The 614-nt window shown below is 65.0% G+C and carries 1 pseudogene; it reads right to left on the bottom strand.

From position 1 onward, the window contains the following. Positions 1-614: pseudogene (locus TN53_RS47665) on the bottom strand (transcriptional regulator); the annotation flags it as partial.

Below are 614 nucleotides of genomic sequence, written 5' to 3'. Positions count from 1 at the left end.
GTTGGCGAGCGCTTCTTCGAACCAGTCATCGGGCAGCGCGTCATATTCGGTGTCAGTGAGATAGTCCTCGGCTGCTCCCTCCAGGAATGCGAGCGGGAGCCGGACGCCGGCGCCAAGACGGCGGGCGTCCATGGCGGCTTGCAGCACCGCCCGGGCCGCAGGCTGGGCAGTGTGGTAGCGGTGGAGGAGTTCAGGTCCTCCCGCCAGATCTTGCGCCAGGTTCCCGTCTGAGGTGCGCTCAAGGGCGGCTGCGAGCTGTTGGTCTCCAGCATCAGCCAGAGCCTGTGCTGCGGCAATGGCGGCAGTGTCGAACTTGTTCGGGACGTTGATCCGGCGGTTGGCGATCAGCGCCCTCACCTGGGCGTGCGGGTCCGCCTGTCCTGGATGCGGGACGGCCATGTATCTATCGGCGTGTTCGGGCCACAAGGTGCCAAGAATCAGGACCGGTCCCCGACTCGCGTCAGACAACAGAGTGGCAAGTGCTGCAGACAGGCGTTCGCCGTATCCGTGACCTGCGCCTAGGTAGTGCTGGGCCTCATTCAGCCACACCACAGTCCTCGGACCAAGCTGATCGATGTCGACCAGAGTGGCCTCGAGCCGGGTGAGATCGAAGG

It is taken from the genome of Streptomyces sp. WM6386 (assembly GCF_000972385.1).
Taxonomy (GTDB): Bacteria; Actinomycetota; Actinomycetes; order Streptomycetales; family Streptomycetaceae; genus Streptomyces.
The sequence above is the reverse complement of the archived record's forward strand: the minus strand, read 5'-3'. Positions and strand labels throughout refer to the sequence as shown.